General features: G+C 60.7%; 22 protein-coding genes. 12 read left to right on the top strand and 10 right to left on the bottom strand.

All coding sequences use genetic code 11. The features are described 5' to 3' along the window. The first annotated feature begins 136 nt into the window (after positions 1-136). Complete coding sequence (locus KHO33_RS11240) at positions 137-1,381, top strand: acyl-CoA dehydrogenase family protein (RefSeq protein ID WP_054033649.1); 1,245 nt, start codon at positions 137-139, stop codon at positions 1,379-1,381. Positions 1,382-1,477: 96 nt separating this feature from the next. Here KHO33_RS11240 and KHO33_RS11235 read toward each other — a convergent pair whose 3' ends face one another. Next, positions 1,478-2,593 (bottom strand): sigma-54 interaction domain-containing protein, encoded by a 1,116-nt coding sequence (locus tag KHO33_RS11235; RefSeq protein WP_054033651.1) that lies wholly within the window; start codon positions 2,591-2,593, stop codon positions 1,478-1,480. After that, positions 2,590-3,819, bottom strand: a complete 1,230-nt coding sequence (locus KHO33_RS11230; protein WP_200565082.1) for an acyl-CoA dehydrogenase family protein — start codon at positions 3,817-3,819, stop codon at positions 2,590-2,592. The genes KHO33_RS11235 and KHO33_RS11230 overlap by 4 nt, the downstream gene beginning before the upstream one ends. A gap of 514 nt (positions 3,820-4,333) precedes the next feature. On the opposite strand from KHO33_RS11230, the gene msuE reads away from it, so the two are divergent. The 8 genes from msuE to KHO33_RS11190 are packed head-to-tail and all read left to right on the top strand — an operon-like array spanning position 4,334 to position 12,181. After that, entirely contained in the window at positions 4,334-4,915 is a 582-nt protein-coding gene (gene msuE / locus KHO33_RS11225) for an FMN reductase (RefSeq protein ID WP_054033653.1), read from the top strand. Between the two features lie 28 nt (positions 4,916-4,943). After that, entirely contained in the window at positions 4,944-6,047 is a 1,104-nt protein-coding gene (gene sfnG, locus KHO33_RS11220) for a dimethylsulfone monooxygenase SfnG (protein ID WP_054033655.1), read from the top strand. Positions 6,048-6,049: 2 nt separating this feature from the next. Further along, the gene (locus KHO33_RS11215; RefSeq protein ID WP_200565083.1) at positions 6,050-7,195 is read left to right on the top strand and encodes an AMP-binding protein; all 1,146 of its coding nucleotides are present in this window, start codon (positions 6,050-6,052) and stop codon (positions 7,193-7,195) included. A gap of 18 nt (positions 7,196-7,213) precedes the next feature. Next, complete coding sequence (locus KHO33_RS11210) at positions 7,214-7,993, top strand: ABC transporter ATP-binding protein (protein WP_054033660.1); 780 nt, start codon at positions 7,214-7,216, stop codon at positions 7,991-7,993. Between the two features lie 13 nt (positions 7,994-8,006). Next, entirely contained in the window at positions 8,007-8,888 is an 882-nt protein-coding gene (locus tag KHO33_RS11205; protein WP_054033662.1) for a branched-chain amino acid ABC transporter permease, read from the top strand. 8 nt (positions 8,889-8,896) lie between these two features. After that, positions 8,897-9,964, top strand: coding sequence for a branched-chain amino acid ABC transporter permease (locus KHO33_RS11200; RefSeq protein ID WP_054033664.1), 1,068 nt, complete (start codon positions 8,897-8,899; stop codon positions 9,962-9,964). 58 nt (positions 9,965-10,022) lie between these two features. Beyond that, a complete protein-coding gene (locus KHO33_RS11195; protein WP_128575973.1) occupies positions 10,023-11,384 on the top strand; it encodes an ABC transporter substrate-binding protein in 1,362 nt (453 codons plus the stop codon). A 2-nt stretch (positions 11,385-11,386) separates the two neighbouring features. Then, a complete protein-coding gene (locus tag KHO33_RS11190) occupies positions 11,387-12,181 on the top strand; it encodes an ABC transporter ATP-binding protein (RefSeq protein ID WP_200565084.1) in 795 nt (264 codons plus the stop codon). 51 nt (positions 12,182-12,232) lie between these two features. Here the strand turns inward: KHO33_RS11190 and KHO33_RS11185 are convergent, their stop codons facing one another. From KHO33_RS11185 to KHO33_RS11170, 4 genes are all read right to left on the bottom strand, one after another. Then, complete coding sequence (locus KHO33_RS11185) at positions 12,233-14,167, bottom strand: putative bifunctional diguanylate cyclase/phosphodiesterase (protein ID WP_200565085.1); 1,935 nt, start codon at positions 14,165-14,167, stop codon at positions 12,233-12,235. A 244-nt stretch (positions 14,168-14,411) separates the two neighbouring features. After that, the gene (gene alr, locus KHO33_RS11180; protein ID WP_054033668.1) at positions 14,412-15,479 is read right to left on the bottom strand and encodes an alanine racemase; all 1,068 of its coding nucleotides are present in this window, start codon (positions 15,477-15,479) and stop codon (positions 14,412-14,414) included. Between the two features lie 560 nt (positions 15,480-16,039). Then, positions 16,040-16,918 (bottom strand): pirin family protein, encoded by an 879-nt coding sequence (locus KHO33_RS11175; RefSeq protein WP_200565086.1) that lies wholly within the window; start codon positions 16,916-16,918, stop codon positions 16,040-16,042. Between the two features lie 120 nt (positions 16,919-17,038). After that, positions 17,039-17,767 carry an isochorismatase family protein gene (locus tag KHO33_RS11170; RefSeq protein ID WP_054033672.1) on the bottom strand — a complete coding sequence of 243 codons (729 nt, stop codon included), beginning with the start codon at positions 17,765-17,767 and terminating at the stop codon, positions 17,039-17,041. Between the two features lie 194 nt (positions 17,768-17,961). Between KHO33_RS11170 and KHO33_RS11165 the strand changes: the two genes are divergently transcribed. The 3 genes from KHO33_RS11165 to leuB all read left to right on the top strand — a co-directional run bounded on the left by KHO33_RS11165 (position 17,962) and on the right by leuB (position 21,985). Next, positions 17,962-18,879 (top strand): LysR substrate-binding domain-containing protein, encoded by a 918-nt coding sequence (locus tag KHO33_RS11165; RefSeq protein ID WP_200565087.1) that lies wholly within the window; start codon positions 17,962-17,964, stop codon positions 18,877-18,879. Positions 18,880-19,730: 851 nt separating this feature from the next. Then, on the top strand, positions 19,731-20,642 hold the full coding sequence (locus tag KHO33_RS11160) for a LysR family transcriptional regulator (protein WP_054033676.1): 912 nt from the start codon (positions 19,731-19,733) through the stop codon (positions 20,640-20,642). Positions 20,643-20,911: 269 nt separating this feature from the next. Continuing rightward, positions 20,912-21,985: a 3-isopropylmalate dehydrogenase gene (gene leuB, locus KHO33_RS11155; protein ID WP_200565125.1), complete on the top strand. Its 1,074-nt coding sequence runs from the start codon at positions 20,912-20,914 to the stop codon at positions 21,983-21,985. Positions 21,986-22,066: 81 nt separating this feature from the next. Here leuB and KHO33_RS11150 read toward each other — a convergent pair whose 3' ends face one another. From KHO33_RS11150 to KHO33_RS11135, 4 genes are all read right to left on the bottom strand, one after another. Beyond that, positions 22,067-23,038, bottom strand: coding sequence for an acyl-CoA desaturase (locus KHO33_RS11150; RefSeq protein ID WP_054033678.1), 972 nt, complete (start codon positions 23,036-23,038; stop codon positions 22,067-22,069). Between the two features lie 69 nt (positions 23,039-23,107). Continuing rightward, positions 23,108-23,740, bottom strand: a complete 633-nt coding sequence (locus tag KHO33_RS11145; RefSeq protein ID WP_054033680.1) for a glutathione S-transferase family protein — start codon at positions 23,738-23,740, stop codon at positions 23,108-23,110. Between the two features lie 127 nt (positions 23,741-23,867). Continuing rightward, on the bottom strand, positions 23,868-25,184 hold the full coding sequence (locus tag KHO33_RS11140) for an LLM class flavin-dependent oxidoreductase (RefSeq protein WP_054033681.1): 1,317 nt from the start codon (positions 25,182-25,184) through the stop codon (positions 23,868-23,870). A 107-nt stretch (positions 25,185-25,291) separates the two neighbouring features. Then, positions 25,292-26,071 (bottom strand): 3-oxoacyl-ACP reductase family protein, encoded by a 780-nt coding sequence (locus tag KHO33_RS11135; protein ID WP_200565088.1) that lies wholly within the window; start codon positions 26,069-26,071, stop codon positions 25,292-25,294. Between the last annotated feature and the right edge of the window lie 48 nt (positions 26,072-26,119).

The following is a 26,119-nucleotide window of genomic DNA, read 5'->3' as shown; positions in this document are numbered from 1 at the left end:
TTTGAAACCCCAACCCCACCCATAGAGCAACGCGGCCGGACGCCCGCCTCGATGGCATAGCTCGTGCTTTGTAGTCCATATGGTCAAGAGCCCAACCGCTCTGCCTTACTCCACCTATCGACTTAAGAGCAGGCGCATGACATCACAAAACTCGCGTGAAAAATTCCCGCTTTCGTACGGCGCCGACTATGAACAGTTGGCTGCCAGGTTCAGGCCGATCTTCAACCGCATCGCGGAAGGCGCGCTCGAACGCGAACGCACTCGTGCGCTGCCGTACGAGCAGATTGTCTGGTTGAAGGAAGCTGGGTTCGGCGCAGTCAGAGTGCCGCGCGAATACGGCGGCGCCGGCGCGTCGCTTCCGCAGCTCGTGCAACTCCTGATCGAACTGGCCGAGGCCGATTCGAGTTTGCCGCAAGCGTTGCGCGGCCATTTCGCCTTCGTCGAAGACAGAATCAACGCAGCACCCGGCGCTGCACAGGAAAAATGGCTGCAACGCTTCGTGGCGGGTGAGATCGTCGGCAATGCGTGGACCGAAGTCGGCGCGGTCAAGATCGGCGACGTGATTACGCGTGTCTCGCGGCACGGCAATCAGTGCGTCGTCAACGGAACCAAGTACTACAGCACGGGCAGTATCTTTGCCGACTGGATCGACGTCTACGCGCAGCGCGACGACAACGGCGCCGACGTCATCGCGGCAGTGAGCACGCATCAGTCAGGCGTCAAACAAAGCGACGACTGGGATGGCTTCGGTCAACGCACCACCGGAAGTGGGACGTCCGTATTCGAAAATGCCGTGGTCGAAGAAGAAAACATCATCGACTTCTCCACGCGCTTCAAATACCAGACAGCGTTCTATCAACTCGTGCTGATCGCCGTAATTGCAGGTACGGGGCGCGCTGCCTTGCGTGACATCTCGCATGAAGTACGCAAACGCACACGGGTTTACAGCCACGGCAACGCGCCACGCGTTAGCGAAGACGCCCAGGTGCAGCAGGTGGTGGGGCAAATAGCGGCACGCGTGTATGCGGCAGAAGCGGCCGCTGTGCGCGCCGCGGAGCCTTCACAAAGAGCGTACGAAACGCGCTTCGGTGCGGATCGTGATGCTGAACATGCGGCGAATGTAGCGGCCGAAATCGAATCGGCAAAAGCCCAGGTCGCCGTGGCCAGTTTGATTTTGCAGGCGACCACGGACCTGTTCAATGCACTCGGTGCTTCGGGCACTAGCGAAAACAAACTATTGGATCGCCACTGGCGAAACGCGCGCACCGCTGCGTCACACAATCCGCTGATCTATAAGGAGCGGATCGTGGGGGATTGGGAAATCAACGGCAAAGAACCGCCCTTCGTCTGGCAGATTGGCAACAGCAGAACTGCAGCATAGTCCGTTACTGGCGCGAACGGAGCGACGCGTAGCAACATGCGGACCGGTCTCGCGGCCGGTCTGCTTTAACCTGCATCCGCCATCACGCACGTGAGCCTACTTCTGCGCAGAAATCTGCTTCGCCCGAATCAAGCGCGCCCGCAACACATTGCGACTAATGCCCAGCAGCCTCGCCGCCTGAATCTGATTCCGATAGCAGAAATCGAACGCCACGCGCATCACCGTGTCTTCGATCTGTTCGAACAGGTTGCCTTCCGCGTGATCGAACAGATGGCGCAACGCCCCCTCCAGCCCTTCCAACGGTGTAGACGCAACAGGTTCGGCGGCCGCTCGTCGCGCGGCGTGAATCCCGAACGACGACATCTGCAAATCGCCCTCGCCTAGCGAATCGCTGCGGCACACCAGCAACGCATAGTGAATGACGTTCTCAAGCTCACGGATATTGCCGGGCCAACTATGTTCCAGCAGCTTTCGCTCCGCGCGCGGCTCGATGTCGACGGGACCGTAGCCCAGCCGGTTCCGGTACTCTTCAATGAAGTAGCGGGCCAGCGGCAATATATCGCCGGGCCGATCGCGCAGCGTCGGCACAGCCAGATGCACGACGTTCAGGCGATAAAACAGGTCCTCGCGGAAATGGCCTGCCGCCACCGCATCCTGCAGATGCACATTGGTGGCCGCCAGCACCCGCACGTCGATAGGAATGCTCCGGCGCGAGCCGAGCCGCACGATCTCACGCTCCTGCAATACGCGCAGCAGTTTGACCTGCATCGATAGCGGCAGATCGCCTATCTCGTCGAGAAACAGCGTCCCGCCATTCGCCGCTTCGAACCAGCCAGGTTTGGCGCAGAACGCACCGGTGAACGCGCCCTTCTCGTGGCCGAACAACTCGCTCTCCACCAGCGACTCGGAGAACGCCCCGCAATTGACCGCCACAAACGGGCCGTCCTTGCGAGCACTCAGGTTATGCACGTGACGCGCGACCAGTTCCTTACCCGTCCCTGTCTCGCCGATCACGAGCACGTTAGCGTCGCTCGGCGCCACCATGCGAATACGTTCGAGCAGCGCCAGCGATTGCGGGTCCGAGAAGACCTGTGCAGTTGCGCGAATCGAGGTGGTCAGCGTGCGCTTGTCGGGCATCGTCAACAAAGGCGGCACTTCCGTTCGCGCGATGGCAGGCCGGTCTGGTAACACGTGATTGAGTGAATAGTTCATGAGTAGAAGCTCGGCGTCGGATATCGTTGCGTCAGGGCCCATTCGCCGATTTCTCGAAGCTTATAGGCAAGCGGATCGTGAAGCGTATGCGTGCGCAAATTTCGCCAGTGACGGTCCAGCCTCAGCGCGCCATGCGTCGCACGCGCGCCGGCCACGTCGAACATACGGGTACAAATGGTGAGCCCGATTTCTGTGGCGGCAACTTTGGCCGTTGCAACCGCCAACGCCACGTCGCCGCGCTCGGCGTCGGTCAGCGCATCCGCTCGGGTCCAGGCTGCATCGAAACGATCGGCCGCGCGGTCGGTCAACAACCGCGCCGCCTCGAGGCCTGCCCAAAACTCGCCGTACTGGCCGAGGATATAAGGATCCGCCGCGGTGGTTTGCACGCCGGACGTATGCCACGGACGCGCCTCATGAAGCGTGTAATGACGCGCGTCGTTGAACGCGCTTTCGCCGATACTGAGGTACACATTCGTCAGGATCAACTGAGCGAGCAAGGGCCGCAGGCACGCAAAAGGCGTCGACAGCGGCCCCGGGTCGGTCAGAATCTCGTGGTTCTCCACCCGCACCTTTTCCAGCGTCACCGTGCCGCTGTCCGTTTGGCGCTGGCCGATGTTGTTCCAATCCTCCGCAACGGAGATGCCCGTGCGCCCCGTGGGTACTGCCGCGATGAGCAACGTCCCCGACTCGGCGTCTCGTGCGGACGCGATCAGCATTTCGGAATCGAGCGCGCCGGAGCAAAAGCTCTTCTGTCCGCTGAACTCCCGCCAATCGGCGCGCGAGTGGCTCACCGCCCGTTCATCGAGCGGGTTTAACGCATTACCCCAGAACCATTGACGGCGGGCAGTCTGCTCGAACCAGGCACGCCATTGCGCCGACGAACCGAACAGCCGCACCGTCGCCAGCATCAGATGATGGAAGCCGAATACATGTCCGAGCGAACTGTCGGCCCGGCCAAGCGTGCGCACTACATCCAGCGTCTGCCGCCAGTTCGCGCCGAGACCGCCGTGCGCTTCGGGAATGCTCATCGCAAGAAGACCACTGGCACGCAATGCATCCCGCTCCGCTTTTGGCGTTCCGCCTCGCGCGTCGCGTTCGGCGGCGGTTAGCGCAAATGTGATCGCGAGCCGCTGCGCGATCTGCAGCGGCGTTTCATTGACCGATGCTGTCTCCGCGTCAGGTAGCAGGGAAGCCGGCGCGTCCGGCAGTACGTAGGACGAATTCATATGGGCAAGAACACTCACTCCGCTACGCGCGGGCGTTGAACGGCATCGATCAGGGTTGCTTCCTCAGAAGCGTATTCTGACCATCTAGCGCCGCTTCCGATGCATTTTGTTGTGGTATCCAAAGTCGAATTGCTGCTTACGCAGCAGCATCGGTATGGATGCTGCCTCTGCACCAGCACCGCCGTCCCTTATTGCCTCTCAGGCAGCAGGCCGGTTGGAATAATGAAAGCCCGCGCGTCCATCGCGGACACCCCGCACTGCTTCTCCAGCAGCAACACCGAGGCCATCTTGCTTCGTCAGCTTCATACGCCAGCCTGCAATGGTTCCATGCCACCGCGATATGCGCGCGAGCAAAAAACCGCAAACGGTTATGCCATTTGACTTGGCACGCGATCGACGTTGGCCCGCGCATTCGTCGTCAACCCGTCCTGTTCACGCAAAGCCGGATGGCACGGTATTCGCTAAACAAGCGGCACTCCCGATTAATTCGCTTTCGCCTGAAAGGATCGTTCGAATGAGTAAGAGATTGAAAGTAGTCGCCGTCTCCGGCGGATTGCAGCGGCCGTCGCGCACCCTCGTGGTGGTGGAACGCCTGCTTGCAGCGCTCGGCGACGCGCTGCCGATCGACACGCATCTCGTCGAGTTAGGGCAGATCGCTTCACGTCTTGCCGGCGCGATTCATCGCTCGCAGGTTCCTGCTGACGTGGGAGCACACATCGAGGCCATTGAATCGGCGGACCTGCTGGTTGTTGCGAGCCCGGTTTATCGCGGCTCGTATACGGGACTCTTCAAGCATCTGTTCGATCTCGTGCATCACGAGGCGCTGATCGACGTGCCGGTTCTGCTCGCCGCAACGGGCGGCAGCGATCGTCACGCACTCGTCATCGATCATCAATTGCGTCCGCTGTTCAGCTTTTTTCAGGCCCGCACGCTACCGATCGGCGTGTATGCATCTGAAGCGGAGTTCAACGGTTATGCGATCTCTAACCCGGCACTGGAAGAACGCGTTGCTCTCGCGGTGACACGCGCGCTTCCATGGCTGCATGCCGGACGCCTCCCTGCCTCTTCCCCGCAAGCCGCAACGCTGGCTGCCTAGACCTATCCATTCAATCACCAGGAATATCATGAGCCAGAACCACTCTCACGACGACGCCGTCAAGTTCGCCTACTGGGTGCCCAATGTCAGCGGCGGTTTGGTCGTCAGCACGATCGAGCAGCGCACGGACTGGAGTCTCGAGTACAACCAGAAGCTCGCACTCACCGCGGAGAAGGCGGGTTTCGAATACGCGCTGAGCCAGATCCGCTTCACCGCCGGATATGGTGCGGAATATCAGCATGAATCGGTGTCGTTCAGCCAGGCGCTGTTGCACGCTACTACCAAACTCAAGGTGCTGGCGGCGATTCTGCCAGGTCCGTGGCACCCCGCCGTTGTCGCCAAACAGATTGCCACCATCGACCATATTTCCAACGGCCGTATTGGGATCAACGTGGTGAGCGGCTGGTTCAAAGGTGAATTCACCGCGCTCGGCGAACCGTGGCTCGAACACGACGAACGTTATCGCCGCTCGCACGAATTCATCGAGGCACTCAAGGGCATCTGGACACAGGACAATTTCACCTTCAAGGGTGACTTCTACCGCTTCAACAATTACACGCTGAGTCCCAAGCCCGTGCAAAAGCCGCATCCGGAGATTTTCCAGGGCGGCAGTTCACGTGCCGCGCGCGACAACGCCGCGAGCGTCTCCGACTGGTATTTCACCAACGGCAACACGCCGGAGAACCTGAAAGCACAGATCGACGATATTCAAACCAAGGCAGCAAAGAACAATCACAAAGTGCGCATTGGCGTGAATGCCTTCGTGATCGCCCGCGATACCGAAGAAGAAGCCAAGGCCGTGCTCGCCGACATCATCAAACATGCGCACGTCGAAGCCGTGCATGCGTTCGGCGACGCCGTCAAACAGGCCGGCAAGGCTTCGCCGGAAGGCGAAGGCAACTGGGCCAAGTCGAGCTTCGAAGACCTCGTGCAATACAACGACGGCTTCCGCACCAATCTCATCGGCACACCGCAGCAGATTGCCGAGCGCATCGTCGAACTGAAATCGGTCGGCGTGGATCTTGTGCTGACCGGCTTTCTCCATTTCATCGAAGAGGTGGAGTATTTCGGCAAGCGGGTCCTGCCGTTGGTGCGTGAACTCGAACTCAAACAGCAGGCCAAGGCCGCCTGATCATGACGAACGCACAGCCGTCGACGCTGCCGGACTGGCTGCGCCATCAGGCGCAGCAACGGCCGCAGGCCATCGCATTGCGGCACAAGCGGCTGGGCGCATGGCACGCGTCGTCGTGGCAAGGCGTCGCCACGGCGGTCGAGCAGCTAGCCGCCGGCCTCGCGCAACATGGCTTTGCAGCGGGTGACGCATTGCTGCTCGTCAGTCATCCGCGCGAGGAGGCGCTGCTGCTGTCGCTAGCCGCACAGTGGAACGGTGGCGTTGCGATACCGCTCGACCCGCATCTCGCCGACGACGCATTGCGCTCGGTGCTTACGCATATCGCCCCGCGTTTCGTGTTCGCCGAAGACGACAGCCAGATCGATCGCCTGCTGGCATATGAAGGATTGCGCGTGATCGATGCCAACCCACGCAATCTGGCGTCGCATCCGCATGCCGCCGTGACTGACTATCGCGCGTTGTCGATCCACAACGCGGGCAGCTTTGCTTCCGCTGCTCGTCCCCACGACGACGCATTCGCCTTCGTGCGCCTCGATGCCGATGGCCAACTCGTCGAACAACGTTTCCCGCATGCGACGCTGGTACGTGAAGCACAGCAACTCGTCGCCACCGAAAAACTGACCGCAGACGACGAAGCGTTTGCGGCACGCGCATTCGCCGCCGCATCCCAGGCGCGTTACCTGATTGCACCGTGGGTGCTGAGCGGCTTTCGCCTGAATTTTCCGGAGTCGCTCGCGACGCGCGACAACGATCGCCGCGAACTCGCGCCCACGCTCGTAGCAGGCACACGCGAAACCTACGCGCGGGTGGCACAGCTCGTCGACGACCGTTTGCCCGGTGCACGCTCATGGCGGCGCCGTCTGATCAACCGTGCGCAGCGCAAACAGGGCGGCCCGCTTGCTCGTGCGCTGACCTGGTGGCTCATCACCCGTCCGTTACGCGAAGTGATCGGTTTTTCGCGCACGCATGCCGCGCTCGTCATCGGGCCGCCGCTCGACGAAAAAACCGCTGCGCTATTCGAAGCAATACGCGTCGATGTGCGCGCCTGGCCCGATACCGGTGACTGGCGGCGTGTCGAACCTAAACGTCAGGCCGTGGCGCAGCAGCGCTACGCAACAGACGGCGCGTCAAAACAACCGGCCTATTGACGCATGACTCAACGTCCAATGACTTCATCCTCAAACGCTTTGCTCTCGCTCGACCATATCTCGCTGTCGTTCAAAGGCGTGAAAGCGGTCACCGATATCAGCTTCGCCGTGCACACGGGTGAGATCTGCGCACTGATCGGCCCGAACGGCGCGGGAAAAAGCTCGCTACTCAACGTGATCAACGGCGTCTATCAACCGCAGCAAGGCAGCGTGAATTTCGACGGCCGCATCTATCGGCGCATGAATCCGTATCACGCGGCGCACAGCGGCATTGCCCGCACGTTTCAGAACATCGCGCTGTTTCGGCGCATGAGCGTGCTGGACAACGTGCTTACCGGCCGCAATCTGCATCGGCGCAGCACATGGTTTGAGCAGACTTTGAGCATTGGCCGCGCGCGCCGCGATGAAACGGTGCAACGCCGCTATGCCGAAGTCGTGATCGAAGCACTCGATTTGCAGCGCTACCGGCATACCACCGTCGGCACCCTGCCGTACGGCGTGCAGAAGCGCGTCGAACTCGCCCGCGCGCTCGCCGCCGAGCCGCGCCTCTTACTGCTCGACGAACCGATGGCCGGCATGAATGCAGACGAAAAACGTGCAATGGCCGGTTATGTGCTCGACGCCAACACACAGTTCGGCGTGACTGTCGTGCTGATCGAGCACGACATCGGCGTGGTGATGGACCTGTCGGATCACGTGGTGGTGCTCGACTACGGCAAGAAGATCGCCGACGGCGCTCCCGCCGACGTGCGCAGCAACCCGGACGTACTGGCCGCTTATCTCGGCACCCGTCACTGAGAGATCGAACAACATGGGATTTTTCCTCGAAGTACTCGTCGGCGGACTGCTGGCGGGCGTGATGTACTCGATGGTCGCGATCGGCTTCGTGCTGATCTACAAAGCGTCCGGCGTGTTCAATTTCGCACAGGGTTCGATGGTGCTGTTCGGCGCGCTCACGTATGTGAGCCTCGTCGAGCGGCATGTGCACCCCGTGCTCGCATTTGCCATCACGCTAGCGGCGCTGGTGCTGATTGCGTTGTTGATCGGCCGGCTCGTATTGAGGCCGCTGGTGAATCGCCCGCCCATCGTTCTGTTCATGGCGACGCTCGGCTTGAGCTTCATTCTTGAAGGCGCGGCGCAATTATTCTGGGGCGCCCAGGTGCACGGCCTGGATCTCGGCATCGACGACAAACCGCTGAACGTGGCCGGCGTCATGATCAGCCAGTTCGACGTCTTTGCCGCGGCGACCGCCGGCGTGCTGGTGATCGGCCTGTCGCTGCTGACCCAGCGCACGCGGCTCGGGCTGTCGCTGCGCGCAGTCGCGGACGATCCGCTCGCCGCGCTCGCCATCGGCATACGGCTGCCGCGCGTGTGGGCGATCGTATGGGCTCTCGCCGGCTTTGTCAGCCTCGTGGCGGGGCTCCTGTGGGGCGCTCGGCTCGGTGTGCAGTTCTCGCTCTCGCTGGTGGTGCTGAAGGCGCTGCCGGTGCTGATCATCGGCGGGTTTTCGTCGATCGGCGGGGCGATTGTCGGCGGCCTGCTGATTGGCGCGTCGGAGAAGCTTGCCGAAGTTTATGTCGGCAGCCTGTTAGGTGGCGGGATCGAAAACTGGTTTCCCTATCTGCTCGCGATGCTATTCCTGCTCGCGCGGCCTGTGGGTCTGTTCGGCGAACCCGCCGTTGAACGCGTGTGAGGCTCGCTATGTCATCTCCTCACACCACGCTGAATACGCCACGGCGGTTCAAACCGTACACGCTGCAACTGCCGGGGCTCAGGTTATGGCTCGCGGCGATTCTCGCTCTGATTGCGTTCATCGCCGTGCCGCTCCTCGGCAACGACTACTGGCTCAATGCCATTCTGATTCCGTTCCTCGTGTTGTCGCTCGCGGGACTCGGGCTGAACCTCGTTACGGGCTACGCGGGCCAGTTCTCGCTCGGCTCCGCGGCGTTCATGTCGGTCGGCGCCTATGCCACCTATAACCTCATGGTACGAGTGCCGGGCTTGCCGCTGGTCGTCGATCTATTGCTCGGGGGATTGATCACTGCCGCGGTAGGCGCCGTGTTCGGTTTGCCGAGTCTGCGCATCAAAGGCTTCTACCTGATCGTCTCGACGCTGGCTGCGCAGTTCTTTGTCGAATGGATCTTTACGCGAGTCAGCTGGTTTTCCAACGAAGACACCTCGGGCGTACTCAGCGCGCCACGCCTCACGGTATTCGGCTGGAAAATCGACACGCCGGCCGCACGCTATCTGCTCGTACTCGGTGTCACCACCGTCCTGTTCATTCTCGCGACTCGCCTCGTACGCAGCGAACTCGGCCGACGCTGGATGGCCGTGCGCGACATGGACACGGCCGCGCGCGTGATCGGCATCCCGACCGGCCGCACCAAGTTGCTCGCATTCGCGCTCAGTTCATTCGTGATCGGGATTGCCGGCGCGCTGTGGGCATTTGCCTATCTGGGCACCGTCGAGCCGCACGGCTTCGATCTCAATCTGTCGTTTCAGGTGCTGTTCATCATCATCATTGGTGGCATGGGGAGCATCGGCGGGAATTTTCTCGGCGCGGCCTTCATCGTGCTGCTGCCCATTCTTCTCTCGAATGCCGCAGGCGCGCTAGCCAGCGTCGGCATTGAAGCCGGCCAGTTGCAGAACCTGCAGAAGATTCTCTTCGGCACATTGATCATTGTTTTTCTCATCAAGGAACCGGACGGACTCGCAAGACTGGTTCAGACCGCGCGGAATCGTCTGCGTGACTGGCCGCTGCGCCCATGACTTCGTTTTCACGCATCGCTCTTTAATCCATCGTTTATCTATTCAAGGTCCATCCAGTATGAAATTCATCGACTCCTTCAAAAGGCGCGGGACGGTCTCACGCGTCGCCGCTGCCGCGAGCCTGATGCTTGCCCTCAGCGCCGCATTTGCGCCCACCGCGCAGGCCGCGGGCGAAGAATACTTCCCGCTGCAAAGCTACCGCGTCGGGCCGTATGCGGCGGGTGGCAGTGGTTTCTTCGGCGGCTTTATCGACTATATGAACCTCATCAATAAGCGCGATGGCGGCGTCAATGGGGTCAAGCTGACATGGAGCGAATGCGAAACCGAATACGTCGTGGAAAAAGGCGTGGAATGCTACGAGCGGCTCAAGAGCGGCCTGAACGGCGCGCCGGCTGCAGCGACCAATCCGCTCTCGGTCGGGATCGCCTATGCGACGCTCGATCGTTCGACCGTCGACAAAATCCCGCTGGTCACGATCAATCACGGCCGCACGGATTCCACGGACGGCGCGGTGTTTCCGTACGTGTTTCCGCTTCAACTCAACCCGTATAGCGAAGTCTCGGCGATCGTCAATTACATCGGCCAGCAGTCAGGCGGGTTGAATCAGCTAAAAGGCAAGAAGATCGTGGTGCTTTACCATGGTTCTCCTTATGGCCGCGAGACGATTCCCGTGCTCGATGCGCTCTCCAAGAAGTACGGCTTTGAACTCACGCAGATCGAAGTCCCGCACCCGGGTAACGAGCAGGGCTCGCAGTGGCTCACTATCCACCGGATCAATCCGGATTGGGTGATTCTGCGTGGCTGGGGCGTGATGAATCCGGTTGCGTTGAAGTCGGCGCAGAAGGTCGGCTTCCCGGCGAATCACATCATCGGCAACATCTGGAGTAATTCGGAGGAAGATGCGCGTCCGGCAGGCGACGCCGCGAAGGGTTTCATTTCGATCACCACGCATCCGTCCGGAACCGACTTTCCGGTACTTCAGGCGATCAATCAATATGTGATCAAACCCGGCAACGGCAATCTGAAGGACCCGGCGCGCTTCGGTACGGTGTATTACAACCTGGGCGTCGTCAACGGCATTCTCAACGTCGAAGCGTTGCGCGTGGCTCAGGCCAAGTTCGGCGACAAACCGCTTACGGGCGAACAGGTGCGCTGGGGGTTCGAGCATTTGAATCTCGACGACGCGCGCCTTAAACAACTCGGCGCGTATGGTCTGGTTCAACCGCTGAAACTCTCGTGCTCCGATCACGAAGGCGGCGGCGCCGTCCGCTTCCAGCAATGGGACGGCCAGCAATGGAAGGTGATTAGCGGCTGGGTTCAGGCGGATCGCGCACTGTTACGCCCGATCATCGAGAAATCGGCGAACGCGTATGCCAAGGAAAAAGGCATTACGCCGCGCGATTGCAGCAAGGACCTCTGAGCATGAGCGCCGCCCCGATCCTGCAGGTCGATGACATCGCCGTGACCTATAGCCAGCTCATTCCGGCATTGCGCGGCGTTTCGCTGACGGTGCCGTCCGGCGCCATCGTCGCTCTGCTGGGCGGCAATGGCGCGGGCAAAACCACCACGCTGAAGGCGATCTCGAACCTGATTCGCGCGGAACGGGGCGAACTTACGTCGGGCCGCATCGCATATCGCGGCGACGCGATTACCGATGTGGACCCGTGGACGCTCGCCGAGCGCGGCCTCGTTCAGGTGCTGGAGGGACGGCGCTGCTTTGCGCATTTGTCCGTCGAACAGAATCTTCGGCTCGGCGCGTTTGTGCGGCGGCCTGCGCGCGCTGATCTCGAGGCGGATCTCGAACGTATCTACGGCACCTTCCCGCGGCTCAAGGAGCGTCGTAAGGCGCTCGCAGGTTATACGTCCGGTGGCGAACAGCAGATGGTCGCGATCGGCCGCGCGTTGATGGCGCGGCCCTCGCTGGTCTTGCTCGACGAACCGTCGATGGGGCTCGCCCCGCAAGTCGTGGAAGAGATCTTCGAGACGGTGGCGGCACTCAATCGCGACGACGGCGTCAGCTTTCTGCTAGCGGAGCAGAATGCAGCGATCGCGCTGCAGTATGCGCAGTCCGGCTATGTGCTCGAAGGCGGCCGCGTGGTGGCGCATGGGAAGGCAGAGGCGCTGCTGGAACTGGATACGTTGCGCGACGCCTATCTTGGGCGTGGCCAATCCGCCACGGGCAGTACGCGCAGAGGGTCACGTCACCCTGCCCCGTAACTAGTCGGCCAACGCTGCGGAAATCGGTAGCATGCCGGTCGACAAGATCTCTCAAGCCTTATCCGCGGAATGCGCAGCAAGCCTTTTTTCGAGGTGCGGGATATCTTCACTCCGGACCGGTTTGCCCAGAAGAAAACCCTGAGCATGCGTGCATCCGCAGACACGCACGAAATTCAACTGCTCCTGCGTCTCAATGCCTTCCGCCGTGGTGGGCATGCCGATTTCCCGTGCCAAAGCCACAATCCCGCGAACCACGGCCGCGGATTCGCGCCGATGCACAGACTCTTTGACGAACGAACTGTCGATCTTGAGCTTGTCGAATGAGAAGCGCACAAGCGTCGACATGGTCGAGAATCCGGTGCCGAAATCGTCGAGCGCGAGGCCGATTCCCAATGCACGAAGCTTCTCGACGTTGTGCCGGGTGACGATATCGTCGCTCAACAACACCGTTTCGGTGACTTCGATATTCAGGCGCGCAGGCGGCAATCCCGTCGTGGCGAGGATCGCAGCAACCGTCGACGCGAACGATTCTTCCCGCAACTGCACCGGCGAAACATTCACGGCGACACTCACCGCATCACGCCACGTGACAGCTTCCGTGCAGGATTGCAGCAGCGCCCACTCGCCGAGTGCGAGGATAAGACCCGTACGTTCGGCCGTGGGAATGAATGATGACGGGGAAAGCTCACCGCGCGTCGGGTGCGTCCAGCGAAGCAGTGCCTCGCGGCCGGAAATCGTATCGTCGGCGAGATCGACGATCGGCTGGTACTCCATGCGCAGATCGCTGTAAGACTGCATTGCGCCTTCCAGATCGCTTCGCAGAAGGCTCAAACTTTCGTCGGATGCGTGCCTGACGGCATCGAAGATAGAGAAGGCACTTTTGCCACTGCGTTTGACGGCGTACAACGCGCGGTCGGCGCAGATCAGCAATTGCGGTCCTGTCTTTGCGTGCTCCGGATAGAGCGAGACGCCCACGCTCGCACCGATATGCACCAACGCTTCGCTGAGTGTGAAAGGACGCGCCAGCGTTTTGACGATACGGTCTGCCAGCAAATGGACGTCGCGGGTCAACGCCGTGCCGTCGGTAATGGCAACAAACTCGTCGCCGGCGAGGCGTCCAACCAGATCGCCGGCCGGCAGTACTTCACGCAATCGAATCGCGGCTTCCTGAAGGATCTGATCGCCGGCGGCGTGACCCAGGCTGTCATTGATCGCCTTGAAGCCGTCAAGGTCGATCAGTAGAACCGCGAATCGATGATTCAGCCGTAACGAGCCTGCCGCAGTGCGTTCCAGCAGAAGCTCGGTAATGCGAGCGCGGTTAGGCAGACCGGTGAGACTGTCCTGGTGAGCCAGCCGATGACTGCTTTCGCGCGCCAGCAGTAACGCAACGGTGTCGCGATTGCTGCGTAATGCCACGGTAAAGAAACCCGCCGCGCAAAACGGCGCCTGAAACAGCAGCACGAGCTTGCCGGAGCCAGGAGAAAGCGCCGCTCCCCAGCCCAACAGCCCGAGAATGAACGAAATCTGGAGAAGCACCAGGCGGGGTGTGCCTGCGTTGCGCCCGGCTAATCCGCCGATTACACCCACCGCGCAAACGTTGCCGAGCAGAAAAAGTGTCTGATTTCCGCTGGTATTGCACAAAAAGGTGCCAAAGCCGAACAGGACCGCCCAGAGAAGACTGGCAAAGAGAAAGGCTGAGGTAGGGGTTGGCAGGTTGCGGGCACTGCGCTCACAGCACAGCCAGATCAACGCGAGACGCGTCATCAGCAACGCGACTACCGCGCCGCCCCACCACGCGTACAGGGCTCTTGGATAAAGGTAGTAAGCGGTTGCGCAGACACTGATTTCGCAGATCGACGCAAAGACAATCGACGCGGTTCGCGTGAACAGGTTGGCAAGCAATATTTGCCGATTGTCGGCGCTCAGGTTCTGAGCGGAGGACACCACCCATTTGAAAAATGGAGACCTTGGTTCGCTGAAAGCCATGACCTGCGCATTTTTAATGGTTAATGGGTCGAATCGGACACGCCTCGCAATTATTACGTAAACACCCGGTGTCCGTTACAACGCAATTGCGCTGGCTTATTAGACACCCTAATTAGACAACCTTATTTGACAACCTTATTTGACAACACTACGCCTGCGCAACAGGCAATGCGGCGCCGCGTCTCGTCCGAAGACGTGAGTATCCTTGAGGATTGCTTCACGCTCCGGCGAAAGATGCAGTCATTCAGGCTATTTCCACAGGCACCCGTTTTGCCAGGGCGCACATCAGCTCGTACCCGATCGTCCCGGAAGCGTGCGCGACGTCATCGATCTTGACCTGTTCGCCCCACAGTTCGACCTTTGAGCCGATCTGCGCATGCGGGCACGGTGTCAGATCGACAGTGAGCATGTCCATCGAAACACGGCCCACCACTTGCGTCATGACGCCGTCGATAGCGATTGGCGTACCCGTCGATGCGTGCCTGGGGTATCCGTCCGCGTATCCGCATGCGACCACGCCAATGCGCATCTCGCGGTTTGCGGCGAAGGCACGGCCGTACCCAACCGTTTCCTCCGCCGACAAAGACTGCACACCGATCACTTCGCTCCTGAGCGTCATCGAAGCGCGCAAGCCCACGTCGTTTATGTGACGCGACTGACCGGTGGGCGAACCGCCGTACAACACGACACCTGGCCGCACCCAGTCACGATGCGCCTGGGGATGCCACAGAACGGCCGCTGAATTCGCGAGGCTTCGTTGACCCGGTATGTCTTGAGTCACCGCATCGAAGCGATCCATCTGCCATGCCACGTCACCATCATCAGCATTCGCGAAATGGCTCATCAACGTGATGTCCGCTATAGCCGGAATCGATCTGGCCTGCTCCCAAGCGGTACGGTATGCGTCGGGCCGGAATCCGAGGCGGTTCATCCCGGAGTTCATCTTCAGATGCACGTTGACGCGCTCATGCGACGGCGACAGGCGCAACAGATCGAGTTGCTCACGGCAATGCACGGCCATGGAAAGATCGAACTGCTGGGCGATTTGCACATCACCTGGCTTGAACACGCCTTCGAGAAGAAGGATCGGCTTGGTCCAACCCAACTCACGCACACGGACTGCTTCGTCGAGATCGAGCAGCGCAATACCGTCGGCATTCGCGAGTGCGGGGAAGACGCGATCGATTCCGTGTCCGTATGCGTTGGCTTTGACCACGGCCCAAGCACGCGATCGAGATGCCCGCTGCTTGACGATGGAGAGGTTGTGGCTGACTGCGGCGGGGTGAATCTGTGCAACGATCGGACGTGGCATAGGAGGCGTTGAGGGCTAGTTTGGAAAGGGGATGGATGCCCGTTGGTAAAGACCGGCGTTATGGTCTATGGACAGCTTTTTCCACTATCGTATCTAGCTCAAGCCAGTTTTTGTTACTGTATTGTTTGCATTTTTGGGTTTATCTACGCGACGGTCTTGTCGCCCGTAAAGTCCATCCCGTCGTACCTCCAAAGGCCGAGTACGAATTGCCCCCCTTGGCTTGAGTCTCGGCGCAGCATTTTGCGGCGTTTGGGTCTGGACAGCGGAGAACCTCAAGGACGTAGAGAAGGCTCGTTCTACGTTCGATGAGAAAGCCCTGCGCGGCGATTAGGCATTCACTGTGCAATGCACGTTCTCTCGGAGAACTGATAGACGCTTACCAGGTTACCACGTCGATTACGGCCGAGGCAGAGCGCGAATATGCCGGTGCCGTCTTCGAGCATGGCTTGTCCGTGCCGCAGTTGGCACTACAATCCGAAACGGCACTGAACTGGATCACCGCGGCGATGTCCACGGATGCCTTTGCGTTTCGCGTGCCGCGATCGGTCGCTCCAGATCATTCACGGCAACGTGACGAGTTGCCCAAATTCGCCGTTCTGAAAAGCTCTGATGCGATCTTCAAGTTGCTCATTGGAATTCATGACGAACGGCCCGTGTTTGGCAATCGGTTCATTCAAGGCTGGGCCGGAAAGCATGACAAAGTGGCTGCCTTCGTCAGAGACGAGCCGAATGGCGACGCCGCCCTCCGTAGCGCCCTCATCCAAAGCAACACCGACTGCCTCGCCGGCCTGCAGATGTCGCACCTCGCCTCCGACCTCGATCCGCAGCGTTCCCGAGACGGCGTAAATCAACCCGCTCCAGCCGCGCAATAGCTCATGGATGAATGCAGATGAACGTGAAAGGAAGGCATCGAGCAGCGTGAATGGTTCAGGTAGCTGTGCAGAGTGAGCGGCGCCCACACCATTGCTGCTGCCCGACACCACACGCACGCGAACACCGGGAGCTTTGAACTCCGGGATATCATGCGGCTCCGCATGAACGGCATAGGGCGCGTTGAATTTCTTGCTGGCCGGCAGATTCACGAAGATCTGCAGCGCGTGAACATGCTGCTCCTCGCCTTCAGGCTGTTCGGTATGCACTGCTCCGCGGCCGGCGGCAAACCAGCGCAATGCGCCCGGATTGATGGGGCCATGATTGCCCAGCGAATCGTAATTGACATGCGCCCCTATCGCGTCCTCGAACACGTAGGTCACCGCCGAAATTCCAGCATGCGGATGCGCAGAAAAGGTCAGACCAGTCATATGAAAATGATCGAGCATGACGACGGGATCGATCAATCCGTCGAACGATCGCTCATCGAAGCGCTTTGCCCAAAAAGCTTCGCCGATGGTCACGTCGTGACCGGCAACGACATGCGACACGCGCACAAACTTGTCCATGGTGATATTCCGTCTTACCGTGGCATTCAGCCCCGAAGCTATCCAGGCCTGCATGTCTGGATAGCTTCGTGATTGTTCGGACGAGGACGCAGTTAGCCCTCGCCGGATCCGGATGGTGCCTCACTTGCGCGAAGCGTTCTTGAGCTGCCACACCAGGTTGGCAAACGGCATGTCGAGATCGGCATACACCTGCTGAGCCTTCGGATCATCATTGCCGTGCAGCATTTCCACACCAGCCGTGGCGTAGTCGGTCACCGGAATACCGGCACCTGCCAGGCGCTGCAGCCCCACCGTGCGCTTGGCATCGCTAAACGTACCCGATGCGTCGAGCACCACGCGGGGGTCGTAGCCCGCAGCCTTGAGCGACAGAGCCGGGAACGTGGCACACACTTCCAGCGAAACACCGGCGATCAGAATCTGTTTGCGGCCGGTCTTCTCGATGGCGGCGCGCACATTCGGATCGTCCCAGGCGTTGATCGAGGTCCGGCTGATCACCGGGACACCCGGAAGCGCGGCAGTCAGTTCAGGGATCGTGGGACCCCACATGCCGTCGGGCATCGTCGCGGTGACAATGACCGGGATGCCGAGCGTCTTCGCGGCTTTGGCGAGCGCCACGACGTTATGCTTGAGCTCACCAGTATCGATGTCACGCACGCCGGTGAACAGGCCAACCTGGTGGTCAACCAGCACGAGCACCGTGTTGTCCCGCGACAGCAACGAGTACGGTGCGCCCGACGGAGCGACTGCGTTCGTCGCGGGCGCTGCGCTGGCCGTCTGGATCGTGGCGGCAGAGGTGGCGACGATCGCCAGGGGAAGAACGACAGCTTTCAGGAGATTAAGGATTTTCATGGTCTTGATTAACGTTGGCATTTTGGATGCGGCAACGACGTAGAACCGTCCTGCCGGACCGTCCGGTGCACATCTGCGCCGGGTTGAGATGAATCATATTTGCGCAACGACAATCGATAAATATGGTATTTCTCAACCTGTCGTTTCCCAGAGGAAACGATCTATAGACCAACCCAACGAAAACCGGACGTCGGATGAACCCCGTCTCTTCTGACCTGAACGACCTCTATCTCTTTGCTCAGGTGATCGAGCACCACGGTTTTACCGCGGCAGGAGAGGCGCTTGGCGTAAGCAAATCCCATATCTCCCGCCGGATCACCGATCTGGAAGCCAAGCTCGGCGTCCGGCTGCTTCACCGAACCTCACGCCGGCTTAGCCTGACCGACGCCGGCGAAGAGCTGTACGCGCATTGCCGGGCCATGATTGCTGAAGCGCAGGCCGGCGAGGAAGCGGTTCGACGGCGGACCGCCGAGCCCTCTGGCCTGGTGCGGGCCAGCATGTCCGTCGCGATTACAGACATCGTGCTGGCCAGGTTGCTGCCCCGCTTCATGTTGCGCTACCCGAAGGTCCGGCTGGCAATCGAAGCCAGTAATCGACAGGTCGACCTTCTCGAAGAACATGTCGACGTGGTGATACGCGGCCTCGGTTTTGACGTGGAGCTTTCCAGCCTGGTCCAGGCGCCGCTGGGCACGGTGCGCTGGGGGTTGGTGGCGAGCCCCGTGTATCTGGCGGAGACCGGGACGATTGGTAAGCCGGATGCGCTGCCTCGCGACGATCTGTTGATCTACGAGTCGATCAGCAGGCCAGTGAGCGTATTGCGCCTGATCGACGCGAACGGCGACGCTTCCACACAGACGATTCAGCCCCGCCTGCAGAGCGACAATATCGCGGCGCTGAAGGAAGCCGCGCTGGCAGGAATGGGCATCGCAAGCCTGCCTCTCTATGCCTGCACGCGCGAAATCGAAAGGGGGACTTTGAGCCTGGTACTGCCGGAATTTCGCTCGCGGGAGGGGCGATTGGCCGTGCTGTTTCCGACGCGCCGCGGAATGATGCCTGCGGTACGCGCCTTCGTCGATTTCCTGAAGAACGAATTGCCGCCTCTCCTGGGTTAGTGCCGACGTGGTTCCTTCACTGTATAAAGCGATTTTGCATTCTTCATCACCCAGTCTTATGCAACCGCCGCGGCCAACGTGCCAATACCGCCAAAAAGCATAAAGCCCGGCTTCCGTTGTTTTTTCAAAATAAATGACTTAGACTATGCCGAAATAAGTCATAAATAACATTATATTGCTCGCGCCAAAACCTCAATACATCAACACACCAGCACGCCGCCCTTCAGGCATTAACAGATTACTAACTCAGAAAAATCGATATCTTTAATAAGTGTGAAATTAACATTTCGGGCGATTATTGCATGAGGACACTCGCGGCTGTCTCCCCGGCAGTCGCCACGAGGCTGGCCGGCAGCACCCTCTTCGCAAGCATTTCGGAAGCAAAGATTAAATAAAAAGTAATACATTCGTAATTTAATCGCGCATCGCAGGAGATCGATGCGACGCCGCGGCGTAAATCGGTTTCAAAACGAAGGACAGCGCCGTTCGCGTTGAGCAGGCTCAGATATATCCGTTGGAATAAACCCTGGTCCGTCGCCGGAATGAAAGCTCATTCATCCGTTGCGGACTCACGTTGTTGATATTCATTCGCGCAGCGTCAATGGCGGGTTAAACCGAACCCGCCGATTCGTTGCGCGCACGGCGACCGGCGTCAAAAGCGCCTCAGGGTCGCCACGCGTCGTATCGACTATCGTCCGACACGACCTCTCCCGCCGGCCACCCCTCCGGCCCGCATCACCGCCTCAATTGCCCCGCGCGGCCAGCCTCACGGCGATGGCCGGGCAAGTGCGCGCTTTCCGGCGGGGCTTCGACAGTCGAATGAGTCTTTTGGACACTCTGCGAAAGTTACTATGGAAAATTTGATCAGAAAGCTCGACTTGATTTCCCTACGCTTGTTCGTCGCTGTCTGCCAGGAAAAAAATATCGCGCGTGCCGCCGAGCGCGAATTCATCACGCCGTCCGCAGTCAGCCGGCGAGTTGCCGAAATCGAAGCGCTGGTCGGCTTGCCGCTCATCCAGCGCCACGCGCGCGGTATCAGCGTGACACCGGCGGGCGACGCCGTGCGCCGCAGTGCGCTCGCGATTGCCAGTAACATCGAAGTACTGAGCGCGGAGTTGTCGCAGTTCTATTCGGGCGCCAAGGGCAAGGTGCGGGTGGTCGCCAATCTTTCTTCCATTGTCCAGTTCCTGCCGGAGGACATCGCTGCATTCGGGCGCCTGTTTCCCGATGTCGATATCGAACTCGAAGAACAGAGCAGCGCGGAAGCCGTCCGCGCGATGGCCGAGCGCGCGGCCGACTTCGGCATCTGCAACGCGGTCTGCGGCATCGAGCAGTTCGAAAGTCTGCCCTACCGCACCGACCGGCTGTTCGTCATGCTGCCGAAGCACCATCGCCTCGCCGAAGCCAGTCACTTGCGCCTCGCGGAACTGCTCGCGGAAAATTTCGTCGGTTTGCAACGCGAAAGCGCGCTGATGCAATTACTGGAACGGGAAAGCGCCGCGCTCGGCGGCGCGCTGAACACGAGAATCCGCGTGCATAGTCTGGATGCCCAGTGCCGCATGGTTCACGTCGGCCTCGGCATCACCATCGTGCCTCAACACGTCGGCGAGCTTTACGTCGATACGCTCGACGTCGTGCTGCGCCCGCTCGTCGAACCCTGGGCGTCGCGCCAGCTCTTTCTGATTTCCTACGGACGAGAACAATTGAGCGCCACGGCGGCCACGCTCGCAAACTTTCTGATTCAACGCGAGCGGCCGGATTGAGCCCGCACCGCCATTAGACGGCTCATACACGGCAATAGCCGGACCCCGCCAGCGTTTCGCTCTCGAATCGAGAGGCTTGCCATGCTCAGACGTCACTTCGATCGGGCAAGCGTTCTCGTATATTGTCTGCGCCAGGCAGGCATGCGAAAGACCCGTCTCGACAGCACGACTCAATGCGTGGCGACACCCGCCTGCGCAAGCCCACCCGCACATCTCCGCGACCGTGGGCGAGCCCTCCTTTCAATTCGACAAGGCTAAATTACATGAGCATGAAAATCGCCGTTTTACCGGGCGACGGTATTGGTCCCGAAATCGTCAAGCAAGCCGTCAAGGTGCTCGAGGCGCTGGACCAACCCTTCACGCTGGAAGAAGCACCCGTAGGCGGTGCCGGCTACGCGGCGCATGGCCATCCGTTGCCCGAACGGACACTCGCACTGGCCCGCTCGGCCGACGCCATCCTGCTCGGCGCCGTGGGCGACTGGCAATATGACAAGCTCGAACGCCCGCTGCGCCCCGAGCAGGCGATCCTCGGTCTGCGCAAACACCTGGCGCTGTTCGCCAACCTGCGTCCGGCCAGGTTGTACCCGGAACTGGCCGGCGCGTCGTCGCTCAAACCGGAAATCGTTTCGGGGCTGGACATTCTGCTCATCCGCGACCTGACCGGCGACGTGTATTTCGGTCAGCCACGCGGGGTGCGCGTGGCGCCAGATGGTCCTTTCGAGGGCAGCCGCGAGGGCTTCGACACGATGCGCTACAGCGAGCCGGAAATCGCGCGCGTCGCGCACGTCGCTTTCCAGGCGGCGCGCAGACGCAGCAAGCGTCTGTGCAATGTGGACAAGTCCAACGTGCTCGAAACGTCGCAATTCTGGCGCGACATCGTGATCAAGACGAGCGCGGCGTATCCGGACGTCGAGCTGTCGCACACGTATGTCGACAACGCGGCGATGCAACTGGTGAGGGCGCCGAAATCGTTCGACGTGATCGTCACCGGCAATCTGTTCGGCGACATCCTGTCGGACGAGGCGGCGATGCTGACGGGTTCGATCGGCATGTTGCCGTCGGCGTCGCTGGATGCGAACGGCAAGGGCTTGTACGAGCCGTCGCATGGTTCCGCGCCTGACATCGCGGGCCAAGACATTGCGAATCCGCTGGCGACCATCCTGTCGGCGGCGATGATGCTGCGCTATTCATTGAACCTGCCGGCCGGCGCCGATCGCATCGAGGCAGCGGTGGAGCGTGTCCTGGCGCAGGGCCTGCGCACCGCGGACATCTGGGAAGCCGGCACTCGCAAGGTCGGCACGAACGAAATGGGCGATGCGGTCGTCGCCGCGCTCGCCGCCTAAGCCGTCACAATCGTCAACCCTTCGAAGCGCCGAATCCGGCGCTCGTACCCATGCGAGAGTGCGAGCGCCGGATAGAGAACATCAGCGCGCGGTGCGCTGCGCGATCTGTTGAGCCGACGGAACCTGAATGTTGCGTGCGAGGCGCAGTCCACCGAGCAGCCGGATGAACCAGAAGCCGGGGTCGATCCGATACCAGGCCAAACCGAACGAGGCGGAGCGCGGAAACGCGTGGTGATTGTGATGCCATGACTCGCCGAAGATGAACGGCGCGAGCCACGCCAGGTTTCGACTGCCGTCCGATGTCTCAAAGCGGCGCTTGCCGAGCAGATGGCAGAACGAGTTTAGTGACCACATGCCGTGAGCCAGCACGAACATGCGGACCATGCCGCCCCACAAAAATCCCGTGAGCAAGCCCCACCACGAGTGCTCGTACAGGGCGCAGCCGAGTGCCGGAATCACGAGTCCGAGCACAACCCATTTCCGGTAGTGACGGTTCACGAACACCATGCGGTCGTCACGCATGAGGTCCGGTGCGTACTGGCTCACATTGGGAAAAGGATGCGCGATCATCCATGTCAGATGCGCATGGAGCAGCCCCTTCAACTTGCCGCGCAACCCGGGTCCCGCGAGGTTCGGCGAATGCAGGTCGCCCTCGCGGTCGGAGCACTCGTGATGTCGTCGATGAATCGCGATCCACGCGAATACGCTCCCCTGCCCCGCCATCGATCCGCAGATAGCGATCAGGCTGCGCACGATCGGCCCCGTCTCGTAGGACTTATGAGCGAACAGCCGGTGAAAGCCCGCCGACACGCACAAGCCGGTGACGGCCCACATCACGAACAGCGCAACGATTTCCGGCGCGCCGATCGGACGGAAAAACAGCAGCAGCAACGCGCAGAGCGTACCGAGAGCGGGCCCCACGCCGAACAGCAGGAAATGCCGCCGCTGCAATTTATGCAGGTGCGGGCTGTCGATCACCCGCCGTGTTCCCGCTTCCGCTGGCGACTCGCCGAGGACGACGGAATCGTTATCCGCTTCTAGATTGACCGACATGACTATCCTTATGACGGGTGACGCGACGCCACCACGCAATTAATCAAAAGAGCGCTTCCGACGACGCCGTTACCAGATCGAGATGTTCTCGGCAGCGAGCGCGGCCTGAACGGCAGGGCGCCGTTCCATTCGTTTGGCGTGCTCGCACCAATGGCCGAACTGGCTCATGTCCAGCTTCAGCTGATTGCCCCACTTGAAGAAAATCAGCAAGGTCGGATCGACGATCGAATAGCAGTCGCCCAATGCCCATTCCTGCCCCGCGAGCCGGTCGTTGATCTCCGCGTAGGCGATCAGCAGGTTTTCCGTGCCCTTTTCCTTCACGCCCGGTCTCGCGTGCTCCTCGTTTGTAAAGCGTTCGGGACGCACGTGCTGCCCCACCGGGCCGGCCAGAATGGTGCTCAACCAATTGGTCCATTCGATGGCCCGCGACACGCCCATCGCGGAGTCCGGCACCAGCCTGCACTCGGGGTTCGTGAGCGCGAGGTAATACAGAATGGCGGCCGATTCCGTGAGAATTTCCGAGCCGGTGTCCAGGACCGGAATCTTGCCTTTCGGATTGATGCGCTTGAATTCGGGCGATTGGGTCGCGCCGTCCTTGACCGACACGGTGATGGCCTCGAACGGCTTGCCGATCTCGGTCAGAATCACATGCGACGCGAACGACATGTGGCCGGGGCAGTAATAGAGTTTGGGATGTTTCATCGCAGGTACGGTCTTGCTGGACGAGCCGTGATGACGGCTCGTCGAAGATTCATCGGCACGCCCCGAACGGTGTCGCGATTGGCGACGTCGTTCGGGGCGCGGTTTTCCACGCTCGCCGTGGCGCCCGTCAATCGACGCGACTGTCCGGACGCGGCAGACCGATCGTGTCCCGCAAGGTGCCGCCTTCGTAACGTGTGCGGAACAGTCCGCGCCTTTGCAGTTCCGGCACGACCATGCTGGTGAAGTCGTCGTAGCCGTCCGGGGCCGAATGAAACACCATCATGAAACCGTCGCAGGCTTCCGTTAGCAGCCATTCCTCCATCTGATCCGCGACTTCCGACGGCGTGCCGATCATTTCCCCGATGCCCGATCCGGCCGCCCGTTTGGCCAGCTCGCGCACGGTCAAGCCTTCGCGTTGCGCAAGCGCGATCCACTCTCTCTGATGACCTTTGCTTTGCTCGGTTTCCGGAATGTCCGGAAGCGGCTTGTCGAGATCGAAGCCGCTGACGTCCACGCCGAGCTTGAGCGAAAGATTGGGGAGATTGCTATCGACGTGCACGAGGTCGTCCATGACCTGCTTCTTGCGATAAGCCTCTTCACGCGTCGCCGCAACGTACACCTGATTGGCCGGCAAGATCTTCAGATGATCGGGATTTCGCCCCGCCGCGATGGCGCGCGTCTTGACGTCCTTGTAGAAGCTGCGCGCGGTCTCGATCGTCCTGGCATTGCCGAACACCAGGTCGGCCGACTCGGCCGCCATCTGACGTGCGGCATCCGACGCACCCGCCAAGGCGATGACCGGCCAGCCTTGTACCGGTCGCGCAATGTTCAACGGCCCCTTCACGGAAAAATACTTGCCTTTGTGATTCAGCGGTTTGATCTTCTCCGGATCGAAGAAGATGCCGCTTTCCTTGTCCATCAGCAGCGCGTCGTCGGCCCAGCCGTCCCACAGGCCGGTCACCACCTTGAAGAATTCGCCGGCCCGCTCATAGCGCTCCGCATGCAGCCGCGCGGATTCAAGTCCGAAGTTGTAGGCCGCTTCGGTATTGACGGTCGTCACGATGTTCCATCCGGCGCGCCCGCTGCTCAAATGATCCAGCGAAGCAAACCGGCGCGCGGTGAGATAAGGCTCTTCGTAACTCGTCGTGCCGGTCGCGATCAGGCCGATGTTCGTCGTGCACGCGGCAAGCGCCGACAGCAAGGTCAGCGGTTCGAACGAGGTGATCGTACCGCTGCGCTTCAACGCGTTCGTCGGCATGTTCATCACCGCGAGATGGTCCGCCAGAAACACCGCGTCGAAACAGGCGTCTTCCAGTTTCCGGACCAGATCCTTGATGATCGGAAAATCGAAATTCGCCTGCGGTGCCGCGTTCGGGTGCCGCCACCATGCGGTATGCAAGCTGATTGGGCGCATGAATGCACCGAGACAGAGTTTCTTGTTCACGAAGATATCCTTCTATTCTGAATAACCGATCACGGGCCTCGCCATCGCGCCACGGCATCGACATGCCGACTGCGGGGACGAGGAGCCGGAATCAGGCAAAAGGGAAACTACGAGATCAGCCCGCCATCCACGACCAGCACCTGGCCGGTGATGTACGACGCGTCGTCGGAGGCCAGAAAGGCGACGGTTCTGGCGACCTCGTCGGGCGTTCCTAAACGGCGCATCGGAATGCTGTCCGCGGCGGCGTCGAGCCGCCGCTCGCCCAGCGATTGCGTCATGTCCGTCACGATGTAGCCGGGCGCCACGGCGTTGACGCGAACGCCTCGCGACGCGCACTCGGCAGCCAGCGCGCGAGTCAAGCCGATCAGACCCGCCTTGCTGGCGCAGTAGTTCGTTTGTCCCGGCACGCCGATCATCCCCGCGACGGAAGCGATATTGACGATCGCGCCGCGCCGCTGTTCGAGGAAATGCGGTATGACGGACTTGCAGCTATAGAACGAACTGTCGAGGTTGGCGCCCAGCACGTAACGCCAATCGTCGGCGCTCAATGCGGTGACACCGCGGTCCTTTTTCACGCCGGCGTTATTGACCAGTACATCCAGCCCGCCGAAATGCGCGAGACACTGAGCCACTGCCGCGCTGATCGCATCGCTGTCCCGCGCATCCGCCTTGATTGCCAGGACCTTCGTTTCGTCGAACTCGAGCACCAGCTCCGCTGCCGCTTGCGCATTGCTCAGGTATGTGAAACAGACGCGATAACCGCGACGCACCAATTCGCGGACCACCGCCGCGCCGATTCCCCGCGAGCCGCCGGTGACGAAAGCGACGGGCCGTTCGACGGTGCGCGCGCCGTCGCTTTCTTGATGGATTTCGTTTTGCGTATTCAAAGCTCGAGCATCCCAGGATGAGTGTCACGCGCCACGCACGATAAGCGG

This window comes from Paraburkholderia nemoris (genome assembly GCF_905221015.1).
GTDB lineage: Bacteria > Pseudomonadota > Gammaproteobacteria > Burkholderiales > Burkholderiaceae > Paraburkholderia > Paraburkholderia nemoris.
This window is presented reverse-complemented; position numbering and strand designations above follow the sequence as displayed.

What these genes read in the sequence shown, in the direction of transcription:
- KHO33_RS11195 (WP_128575973.1), top strand. Translation starts at nt 10,023, where the DNA reads ATGAAATTCATCGACTCCTTCAAAAGGCGCGGGACGGTCTCACGCGTC.
- KHO33_RS11160 (WP_054033676.1), top strand. Translation starts at nt 19,731, where the DNA reads ATGGAAAATTTGATCAGAAAGCTCGACTTGATTTCCCTACGCTTGTTC.
- KHO33_RS11190 (WP_200565084.1), top strand. Translation starts at nt 11,387, where the DNA reads ATGAGCGCCGCCCCGATCCTGCAGGTCGATGACATCGCCGTGACCTAT.
- KHO33_RS11240 (WP_054033649.1), top strand. Translation starts at nt 137, where the DNA reads ATGACATCACAAAACTCGCGTGAAAAATTCCCGCTTTCGTACGGCGCC.
- sfnG (WP_054033655.1), top strand. Translation starts at nt 4,944, where the DNA reads ATGAGCCAGAACCACTCTCACGACGACGCCGTCAAGTTCGCCTACTGG.
- KHO33_RS11175 (WP_200565086.1), bottom strand. Translation starts at nt 16,918, where the DNA reads ATGGACAAGTTTGTGCGCGTGTCGCATGTCGTTGCCGGTCACGACGTG.
- KHO33_RS11230 (WP_200565082.1), bottom strand. Translation starts at nt 3,819, where the DNA reads ATGAATTCGTCCTACGTACTGCCGGACGCGCCGGCTTCCCTGCTACCT.
- KHO33_RS11210 (WP_054033660.1), top strand. Translation starts at nt 7,214, where the DNA reads ATGACTTCATCCTCAAACGCTTTGCTCTCGCTCGACCATATCTCGCTG.
- leuB (WP_200565125.1), top strand. Translation starts at nt 20,912, where the DNA reads ATGAAAATCGCCGTTTTACCGGGCGACGGTATTGGTCCCGAAATCGTC.
- KHO33_RS11185 (WP_200565085.1), bottom strand. Translation starts at nt 14,167, where the DNA reads ATGGCTTTCAGCGAACCAAGGTCTCCATTTTTCAAATGGGTGGTGTCC.
- KHO33_RS11215 (WP_200565083.1), top strand. Translation starts at nt 6,050, where the DNA reads ATGACGAACGCACAGCCGTCGACGCTGCCGGACTGGCTGCGCCATCAG.
- KHO33_RS11145 (WP_054033680.1), bottom strand. Translation starts at nt 23,740, where the DNA reads ATGAAACATCCCAAACTCTATTACTGCCCCGGCCACATGTCGTTCGCG.
- KHO33_RS11165 (WP_200565087.1), top strand. Translation starts at nt 17,962, where the DNA reads ATGAACCCCGTCTCTTCTGACCTGAACGACCTCTATCTCTTTGCTCAG.
- KHO33_RS11200 (WP_054033664.1), top strand. Translation starts at nt 8,897, where the DNA reads ATGTCATCTCCTCACACCACGCTGAATACGCCACGGCGGTTCAAACCG.
- KHO33_RS11205 (WP_054033662.1), top strand. Translation starts at nt 8,007, where the DNA reads ATGGGATTTTTCCTCGAAGTACTCGTCGGCGGACTGCTGGCGGGCGTG.
- msuE (WP_054033653.1), top strand. Translation starts at nt 4,334, where the DNA reads ATGAGTAAGAGATTGAAAGTAGTCGCCGTCTCCGGCGGATTGCAGCGG.
- KHO33_RS11235 (WP_054033651.1), bottom strand. Translation starts at nt 2,593, where the DNA reads ATGAACTATTCACTCAATCACGTGTTACCAGACCGGCCTGCCATCGCG.
- KHO33_RS11150 (WP_054033678.1), bottom strand. Translation starts at nt 23,038, where the DNA reads ATGTCGGTCAATCTAGAAGCGGATAACGATTCCGTCGTCCTCGGCGAG.
- KHO33_RS11170 (WP_054033672.1), bottom strand. Translation starts at nt 17,767, where the DNA reads ATGAAAATCCTTAATCTCCTGAAAGCTGTCGTTCTTCCCCTGGCGATC.
- alr (WP_054033668.1), bottom strand. Translation starts at nt 15,479, where the DNA reads ATGCCACGTCCGATCGTTGCACAGATTCACCCCGCCGCAGTCAGCCAC.